This is a genomic window from Streptomyces sp. M41(2017) (assembly GCF_002078175.1).
Classification (GTDB): Bacteria; Actinomycetota; Actinomycetes; order Streptomycetales; family Streptomycetaceae; genus Streptomyces.
On sequence record NZ_MWFK01000001.1, the window covers coordinates 3,900,338 to 3,918,865 of the forward strand.

An 18,528-nucleotide genomic window follows, 5' to 3' on the forward strand; every position below is an offset into this window, starting at 1 on the left:
GCTGTGGGCGGCGGTGACGGTGGGGTCCCATCGACTGCCCCGGCGGACGCTGGTCCCGCTTCGCGGTCCTGCTGTTCCTTCTTTCTTCGCAGGCTAGGGCCGAGGAGGGGGCGTCGGCATGCTCCATGTGGGCGTTGTCGGACGATTCGCTTGTCCGTGGTGGACATAGGGCCGCGTGCGGAGCAGGACGGGGAGGCGCAAAACCGCCGGTGACCCGTCCGCGCGGCGGGCCCGGCCGTGTAAACGGTGAACTCGCCCCGCAGGGGCACTAGATTGACCCGCGGACGAAGCACGGAGCGGCTGGTCAGGGGGCAAGGGCGATGAACAGCGACGGGACCCAGGACGCGCGGGGCACGCATGCCAACCCCGTACCGCGTCCGGCAGGGCCGCCGGACGGGCGGCCGGCACCGGACCTGCCCGCCGCCCCTCCCCGGCCCGCACGGGCCCCCGGCATGCCGCCACTGCCGGACGGGTCGGAGTTCGTGGCCTGGGTGCGCGCGCCCCGGCCGGACGCCGCTCCGGGCGTGTGGCGCTTCGGCCACCACCCGCGGCCGGAGGAGGAACCCGAACAGATCCCGGCCCGTCAGCTGCTGAGCGGCGCCGTCATCGCCTTCCTGGTCGGATGGCTGGTCTGGTCGCTGCTCTGGAACGGCTACCTCGGCGGCTGGTGGGTCCTGCCCCTCGAACTGTTCACCCCGGACTCCTGGCGGCACAGCGGCGACCGCGTCGGCAACGCGTTCCTCTGGTACGGCTACTACACGCTGATCGCCCTGATCATCATGGTCGTCGTCGGACGGCTCGGCCGCTGGAACGAGATCTGGCGGCGCTACGGACCGCCCGCCTGGCGAGGCACCGCACCGGTGAACGAGCGCACGCCGGCCCCCGAGGACGACCCCGTCCAGTGGAATCAGCTCCGCGCGGCCGGCGCCACCGAGGCCGCCGACCGGCTCGCCGCCGAGGCCCGCTGCGGGCTGATGCGCGACGTCGACCACGCCCGGATCACCCGCGCCTGGCAAGGCGTACGCAACGGACGGCACAGCCTCGCCACCTTCACCGGCGCGGTGATGAAGGACGGCTCGGCCGCATGCCTGCACCCCTCCGGCGCCCGCGACCTGCCCGGCCGCCTCGCCCGCCACGACCTGGTGACCGGACAGGTCCGCCTCGGTACGACCGCCGACGACGCCCGCAACCCCTACGCCTACCGCGGCACCGGCCTCGGCCTCGGACCCGACCTGCTGGGCACCTCGCTGCTCGCCGTCGGGCCCCCCGGATCCGGCAAGACCGGCGGAATCGTCTGGCCGCTCGCCGAGTCGCTGTGCCTGCACGCGCTCGCCGGACGGGCCGCCGTGGTCGTCGTGGGCGCCGCCGGTGCCGGACTCGGCCCCGTCGACGCGTACGACGTCGTCGTCCGCATCGGGCATCCCGACTCCGTCTACGACCTCGACCTGTACGGCGGGACCTCCGACCCCGACGAGGCGGCCGCGGTGCTCGCCGAGGCGCTCGTCGGCGACCTGGCCGACCCGCACCCCGGCGGCGACAGCAGGCGCTCCACCACCGTGCTCGCCCAGCTGCTCGGCCCCTTCCGGGCCGTCCACGGCAGGTTCCCCTCCGTGCCCGAGCTGCGCCAGCTGCTCGACGGCGCCCGCGGCCCCCTCGACGCGCTCCGCAAGGGCCTGGAGGACGCCGGACAGGCGTCGCTCCTGCGCGAACTCGACGCCCGCGAACGCCAGACCGGGCACCCCGGAGACGTCGGCGGCGTCCTCGCCGACCGGGTGGCCCTGCTCGACCGGCCCGCCTTCGCCGGCTTCTTCGACACCTCGGGACAGTCCCGGCCGTTCTCGCTGCGCGCCCTCGACCACCCGGTGCGGGTCCGGATCGACCTGCCCGCGCGCGGGCACGCCGACGCCTCCCGGATCCTCGCCCGCCTGGTGCTCGCCCAGTTCTCGGCGAGCGTCGCGGTGCGCGAGGACCGGTCGCTGTTCGCCTGCCTGGTCCTCGACGACGCGACCGGCGTCATCACCCCCGAGGCCGTCCGCGGCATCCAGCGGCTGCGCTCCGGCAACGCCGGGGCCGTCCTCACCCTGCGCACCCTCGACGACGCGCCGCGCGCCCTGCGCAGCCCCCTGCTGGGTGCCATCGGCTGCCGCATGGCGCTGTCCGGGCTCACCCCCTGGGACGGCCAGGACTTCGCCGAGGTCTGGGGCAAGGAGTGGATCGAGGCCCGCGACGTCACCGACCGGCAGATCATCGCCGAGACACCCGCGGGCAAGGCCGTCCACATGCTGCGCCGGGTGATCACCGGGAACGCGCCGACCGCCCGCGCCGTCACCGTCCGGCAGGTCGAACGGGAGCGCTGGTCCGCGTCCGAGCTGGCCCACGGGGTGCCGCCCGGGCACGCGGTGCTGTCGCTGACCAGCGTCAAGGGCGAGCACGCGCCACCGCTGCTGGTCGACCTGCGCGGCTGACCCGCCTCAACGTGCGCCGGCGGCACGGGGACCCGGGGGCGCAGGTCGACGCCGCTGAGCTGGACGTATGGGCGCGGGGTCACGCGGCTACCGTACGGTGAGGCAGAATCGACACAGGTCGTTCATACGCGGCGGCCAAAAGATCACAGAGATCACACCGGATCCGCCCTGGGATCACAGAGATCACACAGACCTGACCTGAAGGCCTCATGCCCCCCACGCTCGCCTCGCTCGTCCACCACTCCGCGCTCAAGCTCACGGTGCGCGCGGGTGAGGACCGGCTGGACGTGCCCGTCCGCTGGGCGCACGTCAGCGAGCTCGCCGACCCCGTGCCCTACATGGAGGGCGGGGAACTCCTCCTGATCACCGCGCTCAAACTGGACGCGGACGACCCCGACGTCATGCAGCGCTACGTGAAGCGGCTGGCCGGCGCCGGAGTCGTCGGACTGGGCTTCGCCGTCGGGGTCAACTACGAGGAGATCCCCAAGGCCCTCGTCCAGGCCGCCGAGAAGGAGGGACTGCCCCTCCTCGAAGTGCCCCGGCGCACCCCCTTCCTCGCCATCAGCAAGGCCGTCTCCGCCGCCATCGCCGCCGACCAGTACCGGGCCGTCACCGCCGGGTTCGCCGCCCAGCGCGAACTCACCAAGCAGGCCCTCACCGACGGCCCCGAGGGACTCCTCGCCGCGCTCGCCGGACAGGTCGACGGCTGGGCGGCGCTGTACGACGCGTCCGGCGCCGTCGTCGCCACGGCGCCCGAATGGGCCGGACGCCGCGCCGCACGGCTCACCCCGGACGTGGAACGACTGCGGGAGCGGCCCGCGCCGGCCAGCGCGGTGGTGGGCGGCGAGGACCGCGTCGAACTGCACTCCCTCGGCACCGGACGCAGGCCGCGCGCCGCGCTCGCCGTCGGGACCGCCGCCGCCCTCGGCACCGCCGAGCGCTACGCCGTCCACTCGGCCATCGCCCTGCTCACGCTCACCACCGAACGCTCCCGGTCGCTGCACGCCGCCGAGCAGCGCATCGGCGCGGCCGTCCTGCGGATGCTGCTCGCCGGGGAACCCGACCACGCCCGGGCCGTCGCGGGCGACCTGTACGGCGGGCTCCTCGACGCCCCCTTCCGGCTGATCATCGCCGAGTCGGCGTCCGGGTCCGCCGCACGGGCCCACGCCGACGGCCACGCGCGCGTGGGCACGGCCACCCCCGCCAAGGCCGCCGTCACCGTGCCCGACGTCAACGGCGACCCGCTGGGCGGCCTCGCCGAGGTCGTCGAGTCCGCCGCCGCCCGCGCCGGGGAGTCCGTGCTCGTCGTGCCCGAGGGCGAGCGCCTGGTCGTGCTCGCCGTGGACGGCGGCTCCGCCGTCACCGCCTGCGGGGACTACGCCGTGGTGCTGGAGGCCGCCCGCGCCGCACAGCGCGAGCAGCCCGCAGGGGACGAGGACGAACTCGTCGTCGGGCTCTCCGCCCCCGCCGGTCCGATCGCCGCGCGCGCCGCCTACAAGCAGGCCGAACAGGCCCTGTCCGTCGCCCGGCGGCGCGGTCGCTTCCTCGTCGAGCACGAGGAACTGGCCGCCGGATCCGTGCTGCCCCTGCTCGCGGACGACGCCGTACGCGCCTTCGCGGACGGACTCCTGCGAGCCCTGCACGAACACGACGCCACCGGCCGCGGAGACCTCGTCGCCTCACTGCGGGCCTGGCTGTCCCGCCACGGCCAGTGGGACGCAGCCGCCGCCGACCTGGGCGTCCACCGCCACACCCTGCGCTACCGGATGCGCCGCGTCGAGGAGATCCTCGGCCGCTCCCTCGACGACCCGGACGTCCGAATGGAACTCTGGCTGGCCCTGAAGACGACGGCCGCGACGGGGGAGTGAGGCGGTCCCGCGCCGGCGGGCCGAGACGCTGTCCGGACGAGGAAGGCGTCGTCCGGGACCCGGCGGGCGAGGAGCCCTCTCACGACCAGGCCAATCCGGCGCACCCAGGGGCCCGACTGCTACGCGTCGGACAAACGACCCCCGCTGCCCGCGGCCCTACCGTGGACCCGGACAGGGCAAGACCGCCCGCTCCACCCCCCAACCACGGAAGGGCCGGGACCCGACATGACTTCCCTTCACGCCTTCTGGCTCGCCGGCCGCCAGGCCACCGGTGAGACCACGTTCGACGTCACCTCGCCGTGGGACGGCCGGGTCGTCGGCCAGGTCAGCGTGCCCACCGAGGCCCAGGTCGAAGAGGCCGTCGCCGCCGCCCACGCCGTGCGCGACGAGTTCGCCGCCACGCCGGCCCACGTGCGCGCCGCCGCCCTCGACCACGTCTCGCGCCGCCTCGTGGAGCGCACCGAGGAGATCGCGCAGCTCATCTCCGCCGAGAACGGCAAGCCGATCAAGTGGGCCCGGGGTGAGGTCGGCCGCGCCGTCTCCGTCTTCCGGTTCGCCGCCGAGGAGGCCCGCCGCTTCAACGGCGGCGAGGCCCAGCGGCTCGACACCGACCAGGGCGGCCAGGGCCGCCTCGCCCTCACGCGCCGCTTCCCCAAGGGCGTCGTCCTCGGGATCGCGCCCTTCAACTTCCCGCTCAACCTGTGCGCCCACAAGATCGCCCCGGCCATCGCCGCCGGCGCCCCGATCATCCTGAAGCCGGCGCCCGCCACCCCGCTGTCCGGCCTGATCATCGGTGACCTGCTCGCCGAGACCGAGCTGCCCGCCGGTTCGTGGAGCATCCTGCCGGTCGCCAACGACAAGATGCCCGCCCTCGTCCAGGACGAGCGCCTCCCGGTCATCTCCTTCACCGGGTCCGAGAAGGTCGGCTACGCGATCATGGACTCGGTGCCGCGCAAGCACTGCACCCTGGAGCTCGGCGGCAACGGCGCGGCCGTCGTCCTCGCCGACTTCGCGAGCGACGCCGACCTGGACTGGGCCGCGACGCGCATCGCGACCTTCTCGAACTACCAGGGCGGCCAGTCCTGCATCTCCGTGCAGCGCGTGATCGCCGACGCCACCGTCTACGACCGCCTGCTGCCCCGCATCGTCGCCGCCGTCGAGGCCCAGGTCACCGGTGACCCGTCCGACGCCACGACGGACGTCGGCCCCCTCGTCAGCGAGGCCGCCGCCGAGCGCGTCGAGTCCTGGGTCGACGAGGCCGTCGCCGCCGGCGCCACCCTCCTGACCGGCGGCAAGCGCGACGGCGCCTCCTACGCGCCGACCGTCCTCGCCGACGTACCGGCCGACGTCACGATCTCCTGCGAGGAGGTCTTCGGCCCGGTCCTCACCGTGCACAAGGTCGACGGGGAGGCCGCCGCCTTCGCCGCCGCCAACAACTCCAAATACGGCCTCCAGGCGGGCGTGTTCACCCACGACCTCCAGACCGCCTTCCGTGCCCACCGCGCCCTGGAGGTGGGCGGCGTGGTCATCGGCGACGTCCCGTCCTACCGCGCCGACCAGATGCCCTACGGCGGCGCCAAGCAGTCCGGCGTCGGCCGCGAGGGCGTCCGCTTCGCCATGGACGACTACACCTACGAGCGCGTACTGGTCCTGACCGGCCTCGCCCTCTGACCGAGGACACCGGCGAGACCACACCGAAGCCGACGGCCTGAGCCCACTGTGCGGGGGCTCAGGCCGTCGGCGTGTCCGCCCCCGGCCCTCCCGGGGCGCGATCGGCATTGGGCCGAACGCCGCGTGAGGGCTGGTGGGGTGACAGGGAATCGGGTACACGGGTACATACGATCGAGTAGCACCGGTCGGTAACGAAATGTCCCGTGTCCCCTATGCGCGGCGAGGTGAGCCTCATGTCCGCACCACCCCAACAGCCCACAGTCACCGAACGTGAGGCACGCCAGGTCGCCGAGGCCGCACGCGAACAGGACTGGCACAAACCCAGCTTCGCCAAGGAACTCTTCCTCGGCCGCTTCCGCCTCGACCTCATCCACCCGCACCCGATGCCCGCGGACGAGGACGCCCAGCGCGGCGAGGAGTTCCTCGCCAAACTCCGCGACTTCTGCGAGACGAAGATCGACTCGGCCCGCATCGAACGCGAGGCACAGATCCCGGACGAGACGATCGACGGGCTCAAGGAACTCGGCGCCCTCGGCATGAAGATCGACACCAAATACGGCGGCCTCGGCCTCACCCAGGTGTACTACAACAAGGCGCTCGCCCTCGTCGGCTCCGCCAGCCCCGCCATCGGCGCCCTGCTCTCCGCCCACCAGTCCATCGGCGTACCGCAGCCGCTCAAGCAGTTCGGCACCCAGGAGCAGAAGGACGCCTTCCTGCCCCGCTGCGCCCGCACCGACATCTCCGCCTTCCTGCTCACCGAGCCGGACGTCGGCTCCGATCCGGCGCGCCTCGCCACCACCGCCGTGCGCGACGGGGACGACTACGTCCTCGACGGAGTGAAGCTCTGGACGACCAACGGCGTCGTCGCCGACCTCCTCGTCGTCATGGCCCGCGTCCCGAAGTCCGAAGGACACAAGGGCGGCATCACCGCGTTCGTCGTCGAGGCCGGCTCCGAAGGCATCACCGTCGAGCACCGCAACGCCTTCATGGGCCTGCGGGGCCTGGAGAACGGCGTCACCCGCTTCCACCAGGTCCGGGTCCCCGCCGCCAACCGGATCGGCCCCGAGGGCGCGGGCCTGAAGATCGCCCTCACCACCCTCAACACCGGCCGGCTCTCCCTGCCCGCGATGTGCGTGGGCGCCGGCAAGTGGTGCCTGAAGATCGCCCGCGAATGGTCCGCGGCCCGCGAGCAGTGGGGCAAGCCCGTCGCACTCCACGAAGCCGTCGGCTCCAAGATCTCCTTCATCGCCGCCACCACCTTCGCCCTCGAAGCGGTCCTCGACCTGTCCTCGCAGATGGCCGACGAGAACCGCAACGACATCCGCATCGAGGCCGCCCTCGCCAAGCTGTACGGCTCCGAGATGGCCTGGCTGATGGCCGACGAACTCGTCCAGATCCGCGGCGGCCGCGGCTTCGAGACCGCCGAGTCGCTCGCGGCCCGCGGCGAGCGCGCCGTCCCGACCGAGCAGATCCTGCGCGACCTGCGCATCAACAGGATCTTCGAGGGCTCCACCGAGATCATGCACCTGCTGATCGCCCGCGAGGCCGTCGACGCCCACCTCTCCGTCGCCGGCGACCTCATCGACCCCGAGAAGTCCCTCTCGGACAAGGCGAAGGCGGGCGCCAACGCCGGCGTCTTCTACGCCAAGTGGCTGCCGAAACTGGTCGCCGGATCCGGACAGCTCCCGAACTCCTTCGCCGAGTTCAAGCACGAGGTCGACCTCTCCCCGCACCTGCGCTACGTCGAGCGCAGCGCCCGCAAACTCGCCCGGTCGACCTTCTACGCCATGTCGCGCTGGCAGGGCCGGATGGAGACCAAGCAGGGCTTCCTCGGCCGGATCGTCGACATCGGCGCCGAACTGTTCGCGATGAGCGCCGCCTGCGTCCGCGCCGAACTCCTGCGCAGCACCGACGACCACGGCCGCGAGGCCTACCAGCTCGCCGACGTCTTCTGCCGGCAGTCCCGCATCCGCGTGGAGGAACTCTTCGGACGCCTCTGGTCCAACACCGACGACCTCGACCGCACCGTGGTCAAGGGCGTCCTGTCCGGCACGTACACCTGGCTGGAGGAAGGCGTCGTCGACCCGTCCGGGGAAGGCCCCTGGATCGCCGACGCGACCCCCGGACCCAGCGAGCGCGAGAACGTCCACCGCCCCATCCGCTGACCACCCCCGACCCCCGGGTCCCTCGAACCACCGGGTCCTTCGAACCACCGGGTCCCTCGAAGAGGGCGCCGAACCGGGCTCCCCGGCCGGCGCTGCCCGTCCGATGACCCACGCCGGCCGCGACCACGCCGCACCGCCGCCCGACACGGCGGACGGCGTGGTCGAAGGCGCGTTCGCTCACCCGGAGAACCCGCCCACGCACCGGCCGCGCCGACCCCCTCGAACGACCCACACACCAGGGCACGCGCCCGGCTCCGGAACAGCACCCCAGGCACCGCCGTACACGCTGACCTGCGGAGCAGAAGGACCGGAAGACCGGGCGGACACCCGCGCGCGAACGGATCCCGACAGCCGACGGCACCGCCGGACGCTCGCGCTCCGCACCACCCCCCGCCCGGTCGCACCGGCGGAATCGGGTGGGAACGAGCGGGAATGGGGGACGCCCTGTCCTGCCGGGGGCACGATGCGGCCACAATGGGGGGATGAGCGACAGTCCAGCCCCCCTCGCTGATCCGCATCTCGTCTTCGACCCCGTGGACGGAGCCCGCGATGTCGTGATCCTCGGCTCCACCGGTTCGATCGGCACCCAGGCCATCGACCTGGTGCTGCGCAACCCCGACCGGTTCCGGGTCACCGCGCTCTCGGCCGCCGGCGGCCGGGTCGCCCTGCTCGCCGAGCAGGTCCACCGGCTCCGGGTGCGGACGGTCGCCGTCGCGCGCGAGGACGTCGTACCGGCGCTGCGCGAGGCACTCGCCGACCAGTACGGCCCGGGCGAGCCCCTCCCCGAGATCCTGGCAGGACCCGAGGCCGCCACCCAGGTCGCCGCCTCCGACTGCCACACCGTCCTGAACGGCATCACCGGCTCCATCGGCCTCGCGCCCACGCTCGCCGCCCTGGAGGCCGGCCGCACCCTCGCGCTCGCCAACAAGGAGTCGCTCATCGTCGGCGGCCCGCTGGTGAAGGGCCTCGCCAAGCCGGGCCAGATCATCCCGGTCGACTCCGAGCACGCCGCCCTCTTCCAGGCGCTGGCCGCCGGCACCCGCGCGGACGTCCGCAAACTCGTCGTCACCGCCTCCGGAGGCCCTTTCCGCGGCCGTACGAAGGCCGAGCTGGCGGACGTGGCACCGGCCGACGCGCTCGCGCACCCCACCTGGGCCATGGGACCGGTCATCACGATCAACTCCGCGACCCTGGTGAACAAGGGACTGGAAGTCATCGAGGCGCACCTCCTCTACGACATTCCCTTCGATCGCATTGAGGTGGTCGTGCACCCGCAGTCGTATGTCCACTCGATGGTGGAATTCACGGACGGCTCGACGATCGCCCAGGCGACGCCCCCCGACATGCGGGGGCCGATCGCCATCGGCCTCGGCTGGCCCGAGCGCGTCCCGGACGCGGCGCCCGCCTTCGACTGGACCAAGGCGTCGAGCTGGGAGTTCTACCCGCTCGACACCGAGGCCTTCCCCTCCGTGGGGCTCGCCCGGCACGTGGGGCAGCTCGCGGGGACGGCCCCGGCGGTGTTCAATGCCGCCAACGAGGAGTGCGTGGACGCGTTCCTGAACGGCACCCTGCCGTTCAACGGGATCATGGAGACCGTCACGCGGGTGGTCGAGGAACACGGCACACCGCGGACGGGAACTTCCCTGACCGTCGCGGACGTCCTCGAAGCGGAGACCTGGGCGCGTGCCCGGGCTCGTGAACTGACGGTACGGACGACAACCGCGGAGGCTCGTGCATGACGACCCTGATGATGATCCTCGGCATAGTCGTCTTCGTGGTCGGCCTGCTCATCTCGATCGCGTGGCACGAGCTGGGGCATCTGTCGACGGCCAAACTGTTCGGCATCCGTGTGCCGCAGTACATGGTCGGCTTCGGCCCGACCATCTGGTCGCGCAAGAAGGGTGACACGGAGTACGGCGTCAAGGCGGTCCCCCTCGGCGGCTACATCCGCATGATCGGGATGTTCCCGCCCGGCCCGGACGGACGCATCGAGGCCCGCTCGACGTCACCCTTCCGGGGCATGATCGAGGACGCCAGGTCGGCGGCCTTCGAGGAACTGCAGCCCGGCGACGAGACACGCCTCTTCTACACGCGCAAGCCGTGGAAGCGCGTGATCGTGATGTTCGCCGGCCCCTTCATGAACCTGATCCTCGCCGTCGTGATCTTCCTCGGCGTGATGATGACGTTCGGCGTGAACACCCAGACGACCACGGTCGGCAAGGTCTCGGACTGCGTCATCCAGCAGAGCGAGAACCGCACGAAGTGCGCGAAGAACGACGAGGCCGCGCCCGCCAAGGCCGCGGGACTCAAGGGCGGCGACAAGATCGTCGCGTTCGGAGGCAAGCCGGTCACCGACTGGGCGGCCCTCCAGTCCGACATCCGGGCCAACCCCGGCAAGGACGTCACGATCACCGTCGAGCGCAAGGGCGAGCGCGTCGACCTGAACGCCCACCTGATCAAGAACCAGGTGAGCAAGACCGACGGCGACGGCGGCTACGTCGAGGGCAAGTACGTGTACGCCGGCTTCCTCGGCTTCACGCCCGCCTCCGGCATCGTCGAGCAGTCCTTCGGACAGTCCGTGACCCGCATGGGCGACATGATGGAGAACGGCGTCGAATCGCTGGTCGCCCTGCCCGGCAAGGTCCCGGACCTGTGGAACGCGGCCTTCGGCGACGGCCCGCGCAAGGCCGACTCCCCGATGGGCGTGGTCGGCGCGGCACGCATCGGCGGTGACGTCTTCACCCTCGACATCCCCGCGTCGCAGCAGGTCGCGATGATGCTGCTGCTGGTCGCCGGGTTCAACCTCTCCCTCTTCCTGTTCAACATGCTCCCCCTGCTGCCGCTCGACGGCGGACACATCGCGGGGGCCCTGTGGGAGTCCCTGCGGCGCAACACGGCGAAGCTCCTGAAGCGGCCGGACCCCGGCCCGTTCGACGTGGCGAAGCTGATGCCGGTGGCCTACGTGGTGGCCGGAGTCTTCGTCTGCTTCACGATCCTCGTCTTCATCGCGGACGTCGTTAACCCGGTCCGCATCAGCTGACCGAGTACTCGTCCGGGCCGACCGGCCGCCGAAGCCCTGCTCTTCACCCATGTAACTCACACGGGTGAAGAGCGGGGCTTCTCGGCTTCTTCACCTGCGCGGTCTTCGTACGTTCCTCCTGTTCATGGGTGACCCCAGCGGTGCGCCAACACCCTGGGGTCCGGCCAGTCTGGAGAGGACTGACATGCAGCAAGGTACTGCGGCGCACACCGACCACAACCCTGCCGAGTCCGAGACGATCGGAGTAGCCGCCTACATGAGGGTGTCGACCACCGAACAGCGACACCGCTACGGGATTCCCGTCCAACGGCAGGCCATCCAGGCGTACGTGGAACGACATTCGACGTGGCACCTCGTCGAGTACCGACAGGACGACGGGGCATCGGGCTCGACGGGCTCGACGGACTCCCGGCCCGGTTTCAATGCGCTGATCGAGGACATCGCGACGGGGCAGGTGCAACGCGTGGCAGTCCATCGACTGGATCGTCTGGGCCGGACCGAGGCCGCCATCTGGCGCTGCATCTGGCAGATCGAGGATGCCGGGGCCCAGGTGGAGTGCTGCGTCGAACCCCTCGGGGACCCCGGCATCGACCGGTGGCTCACGATCGATCGCCTGGCGCGGGAGGTCGAGGCGGACTACCGCCGCATCGTCACCCGGACCCAGTCGGGTCGACAGCTCAAGGCTGTCGCGGGTGGATGGCCGGGCGGACCCGCTCCGTACGGATACCGGCTCGCGGGAAAAGGGACCTTCGGTTCCGTTCTCGAAGTGGACCCGGCGGAAGCCGGTGTGGTGACACTGATCGCCGACCTCCTGACCGAGGGCAGGCGGAGCCTCAAAGAGGTGGCGACGGAGCTGAACGATCGTGGTGTCCGCACCCGAAGCGGAAGGCAATGGACACCGTCGAACCTCAGCCGTCGGCTGGGCAGCGGAAGCTTTCTCGGCCAGGCCGTCTTTCGCCGCACCGATCGGCAGTGGGGTGGCCACTGCACCAGCGTCGACAGCGACGGACGGCCCGTCCACGGTGAGAGCGTCTCCCTCGCACTGCCCCCGATTCTCACGGTCGACCAGGTCCAGGCGGTGGGCGAGGCACTGGCCGCGATGAGCCGGCCACGCAGGAATCCCATCGCGGAATATCCGCTTACGGGTCGCATCCGAGGACGATGCGGACTTCCTTACGTCGGAGGCCTGCGAGGCAAGGACGGCCTCCGGACCTACCGGTGTTCCGGAATGCAGGGGACGAGGTCGTGCGGCTGCGTCTTCCTCCCGGCCGCGCATGCGGAGGAGCAGATGGCGGAGCGGGTCAACGGCGTGCTGGCCTCGATGCCGGCGGGGTCCAGGCCGGGAGCGCCCGCGTCGGTGGCTGCGATGCGGTTGGCCAGGCACGGCGCGCGCGTGGCGCTGCTCGACCGGCTCACGGCGGAGCGCCGTCAGGACCTCCAGGAGGTCCGCGGGACGACAGCGCCGGTTCACCTCGTCGCTGCTGCCGTCCGGCAGATCGAATCGGATCTCGGGACACTCGGTCGGATCGCGGCCCATGCCCGGATCTGGCTGCACGAGCTCGAGTCCGGCATCCTTCGGGACGCCCCGCTGCTCGCTGTGCTCGCCTCGCTCACCCCGGACATGCGGGTCCTTCCGCCTCGCGAGCAGCGCCGTCTCGTCGAACTGCCCGACGTGCGCGTCGAGGTGGCCGACCCGACGTTCCGATACCGGGAGGGAACGACTTGCCTGACGACGCGATGGCATCAGCGCACCGGAGAACTCATTCCTCCCGATCCCAGCGATGCCCAGTGGAACCGTGTCGAAGTGCTCCTCCGCTCCTGGTTTCCCGCTCATCACTTCAGGTCGCCGCTCGACCTGCGAGCGGCCCTAAAGGGCATGCTCCACCGGCTGCGAAGCGGAATCCTCTGGAGCGAGTTGCCGACGCGGTTCGGTGACCGTGTGAACGTCCGGGCCAGGCAGCGAGTGTGGCTGGAGAGCGGTGCCTGGGAGGCCATCATGAGGCTGCTCAATGAGGAGGGCCACGGAACGCCGGTCTTTCGGCGACCTCTGCCACCGCTCCTGATCCGCACGGCACTGGATACCGAACAGATCGCCTGAGAGGACGGCGATCGGCCCGACCGGGTCCGCATCCGGACAGGCTGCCCGCGGGGAACCGTCTCCATGTCGGGCCGGTCGCCATACAACGTCATCGAGTGGACCGCAGGACGTCATGTGCCTCCGTACACTTCCGTGCCGTAATCTCAAATCCTGGAGCCCGCTGCTCACGGGACCAGCACTTGATCCACGACTTGGGGTTGCACAGCAGATGACTGCGATTTCTCTCGGCATGCCGTCCGTTCCGACCAAGCTGGCCGAGCGCCGCAAGAGCCGACAGATCCAGGTCGGAAGCGTCGCCGTGGGCGGAGACGCTCCCGTCTCGGTGCAGTCGATGACCACCACGCGTACGTCGGACATCGGCGCCACGCTGCAGCAGATCGCCGAGCTGACCGCGTCCGGCTGCCAGATCGTGCGCGTCGCCTGCCCGACGCAGGACGACGCCGACGCGCTCGCCACCATCGCGAAGAAGTCGCAGCTCCCGGTCATCGCGGACATCCACTTCCAGCCGAAGTACGTGTTCGCCGCGATCAACGCGGGCTGCGCGGCCGTCCGTGTGAACCCCGGCAACATCAAGCAGTTCGATGACCAGGTCAAGGAGATCGCGCGGGCCGCGAAGGACACCGGGACCCCGATCCGGATCGGCGTCAACGCGGGCTCCCTCGACAAGCGTCTGCTCCAGAAGTACGGCAAGGCGACCCCCGAGGCGCTCGTCGAGTCCGCGCTGTGGGAGGCCTCCCTCTTCGAGGAGCACGACTTCCGCGACATCAAGATCTCGGTCAAGCACAACGACCCGGTCGTCATGGTCAACGCCTACCGCCAGCTCGCCGCCGCCTGCGACTACCCGCTGCACCTCGGCGTGACCGAGGCCGGTCCGGCCTTCCAGGGCACCATCAAGTCGGCCGTCGCCTTCGGCGCGCTGCTCTCCGAGGGCATCGGCGACACCATCCGCGTCTCCCTGTCGGCCCCGCCGGTCGAGGAGGTCAAGGTCGGCCTCCAGATCCTGGAGTCGCTGAACCTCAAGCAGCGCGGCCTGGAGATCGTCTCCTGCCCGTCCTGCGGCCGTGCCCAGGTCGACGTCTACAAGCTGGCCGAGGAAGTCACCGCCGGCCTCACCGGCATGGAGGTCCCGCTCCGGGTCGCCGTCATGGGCTGCGTCGTGAACGGCCCGGGCGAGGCCCGCGAGGCCGACCTCGGCGTCGCCTCCGGCAACGGCAAGGGGCAGATCTTCGTCAAGGGCGAGGTCATCAAGACCGTCCCCGAGTCGAAGATCGTGGAGACCCTCATCGAAGAGGCGATGAAGCTCGCCGAGCAGATGGAGGCCGACGGCATCACCTCCGGCGAGCCGTCGGTCTCGGTCGCCGGCTGACCCGGCCCCACGTTCGACCCCGGGCGGTCAGGCCGCCCGGGGCCCCGGCCGCTCCGCCGAATCCGTTCGGCCCCGGCCCGGCCGAGACATCCAGGGGCGCGGGGAACGGCGCGACCAGCCCCCACGCATCCGCGGCCACAACGGCCCGGGGGGTCGGGCTCCCCGCCGGTCCTCGTGAAGCCGGCGCTCGGCGTACGAACCAGGGGCGCGGGGAACGGCGCGAGCAACCCCCACGCACCCGCGGCCGAACACCCCGGGGCGCAGCCGCTCCGCCTGGGGTGTCCGTCAGGCCCTCCGACGGGCCGGGACATCCAGGGGCGCGGGGAACGGCGCGACCAGCCCCCACGCGCGTGCGACCGAAACGGCACCGGCCGGACCGGGCACCCGGAGGGTCCAGGCCTCCCCGGGGAACCCGGGAACAAGGGGCGGCGGGTCACAACCACGGCAGGTACAGTGCGGAGATCAGCAGACCCCAGGGTGAGGCCCCCGCACGTGTTGACCCAGACCACCACCAGGGTCCTCGAACCGAGTGACCTGGACGCCGCGCTCGCCGTCCTCGACCGCGAGCCGGTGGCGAACGCCTTCGTCGCCTCCCGCGTACGGGTCGCGGGCCTCGATCCGTGGCGGCTCGGCGGCGAGATGTGGGGCTGGTACGAGGACGGCATGCTGAAGTCCCTCTGCTACGCGGGCGCCAACCTCGTGCCGATCTGCGCCACCCCGCGCGCCGTGCGCGGCTTCGCCGACCGGGCCCGCCGGGGCGGCCGCCGCTGCTCCTCGATCGTCGGCCCCGCCGAACCCACCGCCCAGTTGTGGCGGCTGCTCGAACCGAGCTGGGGCCCGGCCCGCGACGTCCGCGCCCACCAGCCCCTGATGGTCACCGACCGGCTGCCCGCAGCGGTCACCCCGGATCCGTTCGTCCGCCGCATCCGCAAGGACGAGATGGAGACGATCATGCCGGCGTGCGTGGCGATGTTCACCGAGGAGGTCGGTGTCTCGCCGATGGCCGGCGACGGCGGACTCCTCTACCAGGCCCGGGTGGCCGAACTCGTCGGCTCCGGCCGGTCCTTCGCCCGCCTCGACCAGGACGGCAAGGTCGTCTTCAAGGCCGAGATCGGCGCCGCGACCGCCCACGCCTGCCAGATCCAGGGCGTCTGGGTGGCCCCCGAGTACCGCGGCCGGGGCGTGGCCGCCCCCGGCATGGCCGCCGTCCTGCGCTACGCCCTCGCCGACGTCGCCCCCGTCGTCAGCCTCTACGTGAACGACTTCAACACCGCGGCCCGCGCCACCTACCGCAGAGTCGGCTTCCAAGAGGTCGGCGCGTTCATGAGCGTCCTGTTCTGACACCCGGCCGCCGGCCCCCGCCGACGCCGGACACCGCTTCCGCGGACGGCTCCCGCAGACCTCACGCGTCCCACGGTTCGCCAGGTAGTCTCCCCGCATGCTGCGCTTTCCCGGTCACGGCCACCGCAACTCCGACGACGTGGCCGTCGGCCCGCTGGATCTCGCGGCGCGCGTCGACGAGGCGCTCGCCGTGCAGGCTCTCGCGTTCGGGCTCGGTTCCGAGGAGATCGCCGTACGCCGTCAGATCGTGCTGCGCCACCTCACGTACCCGGGAGCGCACGCGCTCGGCGCGACCACCGTCGACGGCCGGCTCGTCGGCTTCGTCTACGGCATGCCGAACGACCGCGGCCACTGGTGGTCCACCGTCGTCGAGCCGTACCTGCGCGCGCGGGGCCAGGAGGGCTGGCTCGACGACTCCTTCGTGATCACCGAACTGCACGTCCACCCGCGGTTCCAGAACCGTGGCGTGGGCCGCGCCCTGATCACCGGCATCACCGCGACCGCCACCGAGCCCCGCTCGATCCTCTCCGCGATCGACGTCGACAGCCCGGCCCGCGGCCTCTACCGCTCCCTCGGCTACGAGGACCTCGCCCAGCAGGTCCTGTTCCCCAGCGCCCCCAAGCCGTACGCCGTGATGGGCGCCCCGCTGCCGCTGCGTCACCGTTAACGGATTTCCGGGACCGGCCGCCCCCCGGCTAACCTCCTGGCATCACCCTTACGCAGCAGGAGTCGAGAATCATGGCCCAGGTCCAGCGCATGTCCCGTTTGATGGTCAAGACATTGCGTGACGACCCGGCGGACGCCGAGACGCTCAGCCACAAGCTGCTCGTCCGCGCCGGCTACGTGCGACGCAACTCCGCGGGCATCTGGACGTGGCTGCCGCTCGGCAAGAAGGTGCTCGACAACATCTCCCGCGTGGTCCGCGAGGAGATGGACGCGATCGGCGCCCAGGAGGTCCTGCTGCCGGCCCTGCTGCCCAAGGAGCCCTACGAGGCCTCGGGCCGCTGGGACGAGTACGGCGACCTGCTCTTCCGCCTCAAGGACCGCAAGGGCGGCGAGTACCTGCTCGGCCCGACGCACGAGGAGATCTTCACCCTCCTGGTCAAGGACCAGGCGTCCTCGTACAAGGACCTGCCGGTCATGCTCTACCAGATCCAGACGAAGTACCGCGACGAGGCCCGTCCGCGCTCCGGAGTGCTGCGCGGGCGCGAGTTCCACATGAAGGACTCGTACTCCTTCGACACCACGGACGAGGGGCTCGCCGAGTCGTACCGGCTGCACCGCGAGGCCTACCAGAACATCTTCGCGCGCCTCGGTCTCGACTACCGCATCGTGTCCGCCGTCTCCGGCGCCATGGGCGGCTCGGCCTCCGAGGAGTTCCTCGCGCCGGCCGCCGCCGGTGAGGACACCTTCGCGGATTGCCCCTCCTGCGACTACGCCGCCAACACGGAGGCCGTGACGTTCGCGCTCACGCCGGTCTCCGGGGAGCACGGCCCGGTCGAGGAGCTGGACACCCCCGACACCCCCACCATCGAGTCGCTCGCCGAGCACCTCGGCGTGCCCGCCTCCGCGACGCTGAAGAACCTGCTGGTCAAGGTCGACGGCGAGATCGTCGCCGTGGGCGTCCCCGGCAACCGCGAGGTCGACCTCGGCAAGCTGGGCGAGCACCTCGCCCCGGCCGTCGTGGAACTCGTCACGGCCGAGGACTTCGAGGGCCGCGACGACCTCGTACGGGGTTACGTCGGCCCGCAGGGCCTGGAGAAGGTCCGCTACATCGCCGACCCGCGCATCGCGCCCGGCACCGCCTGGATCACCGGCGCCAACAAGGCGGACACGCACGCGAAGAACGTCGTCGCCGGCCGTGACTTCGAGGTCGACGACTACCTCGACGTCGTCGTCGTGGAAGAGGGCGACCCCTGTCCCCGGTGCGGCACCGGCCTCAAGCTGGACCGGGCCATCGAGATCGGCCACATCTTCCAGCTCGGCCGCAAGTACGCCGACACCTTCCAGCTCGACGTCCTCGGCCAGCAGGGCAAGCCGGTCCGCGTGACGATGGGCTCGTACGGCATCGGTGTCTCCCGTGCGGTCGCCGCCCTGGCCGAGCAGTCGGCGGACGAGCAGGGTCTGTGCTGGCCCAAGGAGATCGCTCCGGCCGACGTCCACGTGGTCGCCGCCGGCAAGGCGCTGCAGACCGAGCTGGCGCTCGACGTGTCGGAGAAGCTGGGTGCCGCGGGCGTCCGGGTCCTGGTCGACGACCGTGCCGGTGTCTCGCCGGGCGTGAAGTTCACCGACGCGGAGCTCATCGGCGTACCGAAGATCCTGGTCGCCGGCCGCCGCTCGGCCGAGGGTGTCCTGGAGCTGAAGGACCGCCGTACCGGCGAGCGCGAGGAACTGACCGTCGACGAGGCCATCGCCCGTCTGACGGCCTAGTCCGAACCCGGGCGGCGCCCGTCGAGCCCCGGTCCGGGGCTCGACGGGCGCCGCCGCGCTGTTCTCCGCGCACCGGCCACGCCG

At 71.6% G+C, this 18,528-nt stretch carries 11 protein-coding genes; all 11 read left to right on the forward strand.

Annotated features, from left to right (window positions below; all coding sequences use genetic code 11):
* The first annotated feature begins 320 nt into the window (after nt 1-320).
* Nucleotides 321-2,465 (forward strand): ATP-binding protein, encoded by a 2,145-nt coding sequence (locus tag B0675_RS17270; protein WP_081219712.1) that lies wholly within the window; start codon nt 321-323, stop codon nt 2,463-2,465.
* Between the two features lie 209 nt (nt 2,466-2,674).
* The gene (locus B0675_RS17275; RefSeq protein WP_081219713.1) at nt 2,675-4,333 is read left to right on the forward strand and encodes a PucR family transcriptional regulator; all 1,659 of its coding nucleotides are present in this window, start codon (nt 2,675-2,677) and stop codon (nt 4,331-4,333) included.
* 225 nt (nt 4,334-4,558) lie between these two features.
* Nucleotides 4,559-6,004 (forward strand): aldehyde dehydrogenase family protein, encoded by a 1,446-nt coding sequence (locus tag B0675_RS17280; RefSeq protein WP_081219714.1) that lies wholly within the window; start codon nt 4,559-4,561, stop codon nt 6,002-6,004.
* A gap of 233 nt (nt 6,005-6,237) precedes the next feature.
* Nucleotides 6,238-8,169, forward strand: coding sequence for an acyl-CoA dehydrogenase family protein (locus tag B0675_RS17285; protein ID WP_081221839.1), 1,932 nt, complete (start codon nt 6,238-6,240; stop codon nt 8,167-8,169).
* 482 nt (nt 8,170-8,651) lie between these two features.
* Nucleotides 8,652-9,908: a 1-deoxy-D-xylulose-5-phosphate reductoisomerase gene (gene dxr, locus B0675_RS17290; RefSeq protein WP_081219715.1), complete on the forward strand. Its 1,257-nt coding sequence runs from the start codon at nt 8,652-8,654 to the stop codon at nt 9,906-9,908.
* Nucleotides 9,905-11,209, forward strand: coding sequence for a site-2 protease family protein (locus tag B0675_RS17295; RefSeq protein ID WP_081219716.1), 1,305 nt, complete (start codon nt 9,905-9,907; stop codon nt 11,207-11,209). Before dxr ends, B0675_RS17295 begins: the two co-directional genes overlap by 4 nt.
* Before the next feature lie 184 nt (nt 11,210-11,393).
* Nucleotides 11,394-13,307 (forward strand): recombinase family protein, encoded by a 1,914-nt coding sequence (locus B0675_RS17300; protein WP_179165315.1) that lies wholly within the window; start codon nt 11,394-11,396, stop codon nt 13,305-13,307.
* Between the two features lie 208 nt (nt 13,308-13,515).
* Nucleotides 13,516-14,673: a flavodoxin-dependent (E)-4-hydroxy-3-methylbut-2-enyl-diphosphate synthase gene (ispG, locus tag B0675_RS17305; RefSeq protein ID WP_081219718.1), complete on the forward strand. Its 1,158-nt coding sequence runs from the start codon at nt 13,516-13,518 to the stop codon at nt 14,671-14,673.
* Between the two features lie 492 nt (nt 14,674-15,165).
* Nucleotides 15,166-16,014, forward strand: coding sequence for a GNAT family N-acetyltransferase (locus B0675_RS17310; RefSeq protein ID WP_081219719.1), 849 nt, complete (start codon nt 15,166-15,168; stop codon nt 16,012-16,014).
* 97 nt (nt 16,015-16,111) lie between these two features.
* Entirely contained in the window at nt 16,112-16,681 is a 570-nt protein-coding gene (locus B0675_RS17315; protein ID WP_081219720.1) for a GNAT family N-acetyltransferase, read from the forward strand.
* 71 nt (nt 16,682-16,752) lie between these two features.
* Entirely contained in the window at nt 16,753-18,444 is a 1,692-nt protein-coding gene (locus B0675_RS17320; RefSeq protein ID WP_081219721.1) for a proline--tRNA ligase, read from the forward strand.
* Nucleotides 18,445-18,528 lie beyond the last annotated feature (84 nt).

Coding starts and splice junctions, on each gene's coding strand:
- B0675_RS17270 (WP_081219712.1), top strand. CDS start 321: ATGAACAGCGACGGGACCCAGGACGCGCGGGGCACGCATGCCAACCCC.
- B0675_RS17275 (WP_081219713.1), top strand. CDS start 2,675: ATGCCCCCCACGCTCGCCTCGCTCGTCCACCACTCCGCGCTCAAGCTC.
- B0675_RS17280 (WP_081219714.1), top strand. CDS start 4,559: ATGACTTCCCTTCACGCCTTCTGGCTCGCCGGCCGCCAGGCCACCGGT.
- B0675_RS17285 (WP_081221839.1), top strand. CDS start 6,238: ATGTCCGCACCACCCCAACAGCCCACAGTCACCGAACGTGAGGCACGC.
- dxr (WP_081219715.1), top strand. CDS start 8,652: ATGAGCGACAGTCCAGCCCCCCTCGCTGATCCGCATCTCGTCTTCGAC.
- B0675_RS17295 (WP_081219716.1), top strand. CDS start 9,905: ATGACGACCCTGATGATGATCCTCGGCATAGTCGTCTTCGTGGTCGGC.
- B0675_RS17300 (WP_179165315.1), top strand. CDS start 11,394: ATGCAGCAAGGTACTGCGGCGCACACCGACCACAACCCTGCCGAGTCC.
- ispG (WP_081219718.1), top strand. CDS start 13,516: ATGACTGCGATTTCTCTCGGCATGCCGTCCGTTCCGACCAAGCTGGCC.
- B0675_RS17315 (WP_081219720.1), top strand. CDS start 16,112: ATGCTGCGCTTTCCCGGTCACGGCCACCGCAACTCCGACGACGTGGCC.
- B0675_RS17320 (WP_081219721.1), top strand. CDS start 16,753: ATGGCCCAGGTCCAGCGCATGTCCCGTTTGATGGTCAAGACATTGCGT.